4 protein-coding genes and 1 tRNA gene are annotated in these 7,581 nt (G+C 38.8%); 1 reads left to right on the forward strand and 4 read right to left on the reverse strand.

Annotated elements, in window-relative coordinates:
* The coding region (locus H4J57_RS18735) for a CHASE domain-containing protein (RefSeq protein WP_182243887.1) at positions 1-1,814 on the reverse strand (1,814 nt) is incomplete at its 3' end.
* Between the two features lie 198 nt (positions 1,815-2,012).
* Positions 2,013-4,727, reverse strand: coding sequence for an ATP-binding protein (locus tag H4J57_RS18740; RefSeq protein WP_182243888.1), 2,715 nt, complete (start codon positions 4,725-4,727; stop codon positions 2,013-2,015).
* Between the two features lie 467 nt (positions 4,728-5,194).
* Here H4J57_RS18740 and H4J57_RS18745 point away from each other — a divergent pair, with 467 nt between their 5' ends.
* A complete protein-coding gene (locus H4J57_RS18745; protein WP_182243889.1) occupies positions 5,195-5,455 on the forward strand; it encodes a hypothetical protein in 261 nt (86 codons plus the stop codon).
* Between the two features lie 312 nt (positions 5,456-5,767).
* Here the strand turns inward: H4J57_RS18745 and H4J57_RS18750 are convergent.
* Both H4J57_RS18750 and nadA read right to left on the reverse strand, forming a co-directional pair.
* A tRNA-Ser gene (locus H4J57_RS18750) sits at positions 5,768-5,857 on the reverse strand.
* A 261-nt stretch (positions 5,858-6,118) separates the two neighbouring features.
* Entirely contained in the window at positions 6,119-7,162 is a 1,044-nt protein-coding gene (nadA, locus tag H4J57_RS18755) for a quinolinate synthase NadA (RefSeq protein ID WP_182243890.1), read from the reverse strand.
* Positions 7,163-7,581: the final 419 nt, after the last annotated feature.

Raw genomic sequence — 7,581 nt, forward strand, 5'->3', positions numbered from 1 at the left:
ACAACCCCCACAATACGACCTGCCGCATCCCGGCGTGAAGTGGAGTTCAACAGCACATCCACCCGGTCGCCCGTTTTGGTAAACAACGGAAATTCATAGTTAGCCGACTCTTCACCTTGCAGGGCCTTATCCAATACGCCTTTAACTGAGGCTTTGTAATCATCGGTGATAAACCCAGCCACCAGATCTTTCCCCATGACATCAATCTTAGCAAAGCCGGTGAGCTGCTCGGCGCGCTGGTTCCATTCGTTCACCAGACCCGCGGCATCAATACCAAAAATCGGGGCATTGGCCGTATCGATTAACTGCCTCAATTCAGTGGCATTTTTGCTGATCTCCAGTTGTGCCTGTTCACGCTCAGCGACCATCGACAAATCCTTTAACATACCAATAACGATATCTCTTCCGTGATATTTTATCTGCCTAATAGAAATTTCAATTGGAAACTCTTTGCTATTTTTGTGTTTCGCTCGCAGCTCAACCCGCCTTTTTCCTAAAGCTTGATATTGCTCAATGTTAGAAAAAATAGAAAAACCAACAACTAGATCTTTGGAAGTGTAATTATGCACAATGAGTTCAACCGATTGACCAATCAATTCTTGCTCTGTATATCCAAATAACTTAATAAGTGAATGGTTTACTGAACTAATTCGCCCGGACATATCAGTCGAGACAATCGCATCATCGACATTGTTAAAAATCTCATTCAGATAAAATTCATTGTTGCTTAGTTCAAGTAAAAGTTTGTTTGCGTGCATTCTTTGTTTTTGCTGCACTATCAAGTATTTCGTCGTTACAAACGTCAATATCAAAGAAAAGAATAAAACGATCAGGGCCTCAATATTACCTAAGTAATCCATTATATTATTGGACACACATTGATATAGCGTCCACTCTTGATTGGCCAATAACAAAGGCTTTAATAGACACAATCCATTCTGTGCTTGTTTTGCTTCCTCTAAAGTTTGGTAGGGTGACATGAGTGGATAAAGAATTTTTTGACCAACTGCTGCATTATTGTCAAAAACAAATATTGTTGATTGAAGATGATTATTGCCTGATACGATTTGAGTCTTAAAGAGGTCTTGTAGTTTCAAGACCCCGAGACTGTAGCCTTTGAGTAACGCTCTTTTTTCAGCTAACGACTCTGGTACCAAACCATTCGAATAGATTGCCTTTACTACCAAAAGACCAGCATCATGCTGCTGAGTTTGAACGAGTTCGACGATACCACTAGCGATAAAAGCACCTGTATCGCGCGCCTCTTGTATTGCTTGAAGTCTTTGCGGATGGGTTGACAGCTCAAAACCTAAAAGTGTCTCATTACCTTTAAACGGTTCAACAAAATAAACGGGATAGTATACATCACGTTCACTCGCTGCAACCAGCTCACCTTGGAGATTCTCTTCTGTAAAAGTGAAATTAGTGACTCGATCTTTTTGAGCCGCACTTTCAAAACTGGCGCGCTCTGAATGCTTAACTTTGGGTATCCATTCAAGCGCTAAAACATTAGGAGAATCAATTAACTCGATAGATGCAAATGTAGAGAATTCTTTTCTGCTGACCTCGTTAGATGCTGCAAAAAGTGCCGAGATCGCATTAATTGATTTTACTGCATTATCAAATTTCTCTTGTATCGCGTTTAATTGACGTTCAGTGACTTGAGCTAGAGTAATTTCTTTCTTTTCAAACGCTAAGCTATTGACAAATAAAAATAAAGCAAACGAAATAAACACGCCCATAACTGTAATAAATACAATTATATTGCTCTGTTTCTTCATCACATCAGCATCATTAAGAATATTATTTACCATTAATGGTCCTCGAACATATCTATTTATAGAATCCATTCTCACGTGCTTGACTTATAAGGTAATAGATCCACTTATTTGGTCTGACACTATAGTCCCATTAGTATCTTTTAATTATAGATCAGCAATCTCAGGTTTGCTCAAATAGTTGTTAGGTTTAGAAAGACTATGAGAGCCCCATATTTCACCGCTTATTAATAATTAGTTCAGCCGCTGACAGTGATCGTAAGACTCTATTAAGGGAAGTCTAATAGTAAAACAAGCGCCATCAGTTGTATTTGACGCAGTAATAGTCCCATTCATTTCATTCACGATACCATAGCTTATTGATAATCCTAGCCCAGTGCCCTTACCCACCTCTTTGGTCGTGTAAAACGGCTCAAAGATCCGGTTTATCAATTCTATTGGAATACCGTGGCCGTTATCCTGAATGCTGATTTCTGCGTGTTTATCCTTAAAAGCTATTGACAGTCGAATCCATTTAGAACCGATGTTATTTAATAGGGCATCACGACTGTTAGTCAAAAGGTTGATAATCACCTGCTCCATCTGGATACCATGACCTTGTACCTTGCCACATCCACTAAAGTCTTCGCACGCAGTAGTAATATGAATTTCATCTAATTTGAGCTGTTCTCCCACCAAATCAAGAGCCTTATTAATTATCTCACTAGGATTGAACTGTCCTTCTGGCCCCGTTACTTTCTTACCAAACATCCGCATATGATCGATAATTGCGGCCGCACGTGTTGTTTGTTCATCAATACGAGCAAGCTTAACCTCTATGTATGCTTTTTCTATCGGTTCATGGGTTATTTTTCGCCGTATATTCCCCGCAGCCATACGTATCACATTCAGAGGTTGATTTAACTCATGCGCAGCACTGGTTGCCATTTCTCCCAAAGTTGCTAGCTTGGATGATTGAATGACCTGTTCCTGAACATTTTTCAACTCAGAAATATCTTGGCTTATAACGATCACGCCGATAACTCGCCCCTCAATATCACGCCGAGTGGTTGTGTTTAACAATACGTCTGCTCGGTTACCCGTTTTGGTAAACAGTGGAAATTCGAAGTTAGCTGTCTGCTCGCCCCGCAACGCTTTGTCCAAAACAACCTTTACTGATAACTTAAAATCATCAGTAATAAAATTGCTGACAAAATTATTGCCAATAACATTGGCTTTGTTGAAGCCAGTGAGCCGCTCCGTAGTCTGATTCCAAATATTGACTATGCCCTTCTCGTCGATGCCAAAAATAGGCACGTTAGCTGTGTCGATTAGTTGTTCTAATTCTCGAGCAGCAAGGGAAGAATAAGCTATTGCAGTATCAATTGTCTCAAGCATTTGATTGAACTGTTCGTTTATCAAGTCAATTTCTTGATAGCCCCAATACAACCAACTTTTGGAATTACTCTGTACATCAAAGCGATGTTCATTTAAATTTTTATTATCATCGATATTCAACGTTTTTATGCTGGTAGCTAACGCTTTTAATGGGGCCATCAACCCCCTGGCCACTCGACTGACAGATAATAACGCAATAAAAACAACACCTAACATGATTAACATGTTGTCTCGATAGGTTTTCTGTACGTTAGCAACATATTCTTTTATAGGTTCGACAACCGCTACCGCCCAGCCAGTGTGTTTATCGAGTTCGACCCAGTTTGAATCACTCCAAACCTGCATTGCAGAAAGCTTGTTTTTTTCAGGTGCTACTAGATTTTCACCATCAGAAAGCGAAATGAACGTTTCAGAAGAGCGGTCAGGATTATTTGTGCTTATTAGTTGCCCTAGGGCATCAATTAGTAACATTGACCGTTTTCCCTCATAAGACATTTTTTTTAAATATTCTTGTACCATAGTCATACTAGATTCATAGTGTATGAACTGTTCACCTACTCGGTAAAGAAAAAACATACTACCCGTTGGCGAATCTTTGCCTCCCGCAAATAGGACTAGTTCGCCCCCCACTGCCAACTGAATCAATTGTTGAATGTCATCGGGAACAAAACCGCTCCCGTAGATAATATGAGCATCAGTGTCAAGTATCTGTATATTGATCATATTCGGCAGAAGGCTTGACAACACTTTAATTCCCCCTTCCCAATCTTTAATTAAGACCGCCTTGCCAACATACGTTTGTATCACGTTATTAATTGATATAGCTTGACGTTCAAATATAAATTGCAGACCGGACGACAAATCTAAAGCCTCACCTTTAACTCGGCTTGCAATCATATTTTTCGTACGATCTTGCTCTTGGTTGGCTATTATACCGGTGACTATCACTGCCGGAGTCAAAATAAATAATGCCAGAAGAATGCTTAACGTTTGCTCTATATTTACAGTGGAGTGTAATAAAGCACTTTCCCCTTTAAACCGAGGGTTAAGACGAAAGGTATATAACAACAAATATGCTACAGCGGCGTTAAGCAATCCGTTAATAGCCTGTTTAAAAGCGATTAATTCGGTCGCTACCCTTTCTAAACCGATGAATTCGCCATAGAACAAAAAGACCATCGGCATCCCCAAGAACAACCAGAATGTTAGATCAGCAATAATGATATTATATTTTCTGAGCCCATGAATGCTAAAGCCAATCCATAAAGCCTCAGCAATAAAAATATATAAGGCGTAACTGTGACCCCATATAACAATGGTGTAGTAACTTACCAGTGCCGCAACAACGCAGCCCCACAGCACCCCTGCAAGTCTTACAGCAATAATCGTTGCGATGCTTCCGAAAATTAAATCAACGCTAAAAAAAAGTTCATAATGCAAGACATTGCCTAACAAACCAAACAGCGACAACAGCCCGAGGATAAAGATCTGTCTTACACTCAACTTTCGGTGAAAAAGTCTAAATAAACTAAAGACCTGTTCTACCCAACCTGAGTTTTTTTCAACAGCCATATATACCCCCATACATATAAATCATTAATCAACATAGCAGTTAGAATCAATGATACGAATAATTCACTGGATTTTATTTTTGTACTTATACATAGCCTATCTACTCACGTCATAATCTGCTTGGACTTTTGTTTATTACCTAGCAACATATAAGTGGCCCCCATCAATTTAACTGCGAGGGGTATAGGTGAAATAAACGTCCTTTTCGTAATATCTAAAATAGACTTTAGCTCAGATTTTAGATATTTGCCTTTTTGTCATTGCCATGAGTGATAGAAATTAGGTAGTTCTCGACAAATATAAGTTTTCGCAATTACATAACATGTTCACAGTAAGATTTTTAACAGGAGAGCGATTAGAAGAGTTAATCGTATTAAAATGGACAGATATTAACTTTGACCAGGGTACATTTCACGTTCAACGTGCCTGATGCTGTGGGCAGAATAAGGAAACGAAAACTGAAGTTAATGATCGATTTAACCACACAAGCCATTGTCGCATTGAAAAACCAATTAAAGTCCCAAGAGCTACAAAGCCCTTTTATTTATCATAATCCTCATACACATGAGCTATGGGCCAGTGAACATTTAACCTTTCGCTATTCTTGGAAAGAAACGTTAGATGATGTTGCTTTCAAGTACCGTTACCCCTATCAAATGTGTCATACGTTTGTATCACATAGGATTTGCTTAGCAGCTTGGTCACAGCGACCTACACAGTCTGTATAAAAAAAACACTAAAGTCATTAAAGATCATGAACGCAAACAGAATCGACTTAGAATCATGCACTCAACAGAGTGAGCATCTAAGGGACATTACAAGTAATTTAGAATATAGAGAGGTGTATAACTTTATCATCAATACTTAAAAACTAATCAATAAATACGTTCAGGAGAGTGATATCTGCTTGTTCAAGTAAATAGTTACCAGATATAGCGGTTCTACGTGCAAGTGGCAAATATATAAGCGATATAGATAAGATGCTACCTTTCAAACCAACAAGCAAAAAATCTCAACCTGTTGATTTAAAAGAACAAATATGGCGGTGAGCGAGAGATTCGAACTCTCGAAAGGGATAAACCTTTACACGCTTTCCAGGCGTGCGCCTTCAGCCACTCGGCCAGCTCACCAATTTTTTCACTAACAGGCTAATTTTTATTGAGATGGATTAGCATGATAATTTTATTTATTAAAGACATTTTAAAACAAGTCTTAACTCGCTACTCAGAGAATCTACTGCGTAAAAAAATAACTTTATAAACACTTTAAACTTATAGACATGCCATAAAATAAAGTTGCACTATGGTAGGTAAATTTAATAGCCAACACAACTTAATTTTAATAAAAAAAGGCCAACTGATTACTTTACCAGCAAAAAATCACCTTAATGGTTATTTACTGGCTAAAGCGTTGTTAAACGTTAGCATGCGATCCAATGACTTCAATGCACCATCGCGAAGTTTCATGTCTACAAACACTTCTCTGCCTAATGGATTAAGCAATGCGTCTTCTATCTCTTTTAAACCGTTCATTGCCATCCATGGGCAATGAGCACAACTTTTACAGGTTGCGCCTTCCCCGGCTGTTGGTGCCTCAAAGAATTCTTTATCTGGGCATAGCTGCTGCATTTTATAAAAAATACCACGGTCTGTTGCGACGATAAACTTTTTATTGGGCATAACTTGAGCAGCTTTAATTAGTTGGCTGGTTGAACCAACAGCATCAGCAAGCTCAATAACATCTGCAGGAGACTCTGGGTGCACCAAAATGGCTGCGTCTGGATGCAAAGCCTTCATATCCTTTAACGCTTTGCTTTTAAATTCATCATGAACGATACAAGCACCCTGCCACATTAACATTTCGGCACCTGTTTGCTTTTGAATGTATGCGCCTAAATGACGGTCAGGTCCCCAAAGAATTTTTTCCCCTTGCTCATCAAGGTGTTCAATAATTTCTAATGCACAAGAAGAGGTAACGATCCAATCCGCTCTAGCTTTTACAGCCGTTGAAGTATTCGCATACACAACTACAGTTCGGTCAGGGTGCTGATCACAAAAAGCAGAGAACTCTTCGATAGGGCAGCCCAAGTCTAATGAACAAGTTGCTTCGAGTGTTGGCATAACCACGGTCTTTTCAGGCGTCAGTACTTTCGCGGTTTCCCCCATAAAACGAACACCAGCAATAATTAGCGTTGTTGCAGGATGATTGTTACCAAAACGCGCCATTTCTAAAGAGTCGGCGACACAGCCACCTGTTTCTTCAGCTAAAGCCTGAATTTCGGGATCGGTGTAATAATGAGCAATAAGTACCGCATTTTTCTCTTTCAATAAAGTTTTAATACGATCTTTATACTGACTACGTTCATTATCTGAAAGTGGAGCTGGTTTCGCTGGAAATTGAAAATCAAATTCTACGGCTAAATTACTTTGCGACATTATTTATCTCTGATTATCTCTTTAAATACCACGCAATTATACGATATAGATATCGTGATGTGTATAAGACTTTTAACTATTAAAGATTAAAACAAGATAATACAGGATGGGATTTTATTGAGCATGTAGCTTTTGAATAAGATATTAATTAAGGAGCGTCTTGAAGTTAAGCATTTATCTTAAGGACTTACTTTAAGCAGTGTTTGGCCATAAAAGATTTGAACCTTGGAATTAATCGGCTTAACGGTTAAAAGCTTCGGCTTTAGTTTTTTACTATCTGACTTATAAATTAAAAAGTGGTTGGCCGTGAAGGATTTAAACCTTCGAGCTAATCGGCTTAACGGTTAAAAGCCTCGGCTTTTTGTTGTTTGCTATCTGACTTATAAATTTAGAAATTAACTATTTAAGAAGTGGTTGGC

This window comes from Colwellia sp. BRX8-7 (assembly GCF_014077275.1).
Classification (GTDB): Bacteria; Pseudomonadota; Gammaproteobacteria; order Enterobacterales; family Alteromonadaceae; genus Colwellia_A.

Bases quoted from the DNA above. Each gene is read 5' to 3' on its own strand.
- H4J57_RS18740 (WP_182243888.1), bottom strand. From the start codon at position 4,727: ATGGCTGTTGAAAAAAACTCAGGTTGGGTAGAACAGGTCTTTAGTTTA.
- H4J57_RS18745 (WP_182243889.1), top strand. From the start codon at position 5,195: ATGATCGATTTAACCACACAAGCCATTGTCGCATTGAAAAACCAATTA.
- nadA (WP_182243890.1), bottom strand. From the start codon at position 7,162: ATGTCGCAAAGTAATTTAGCCGTAGAATTTGATTTTCAATTTCCAGCG.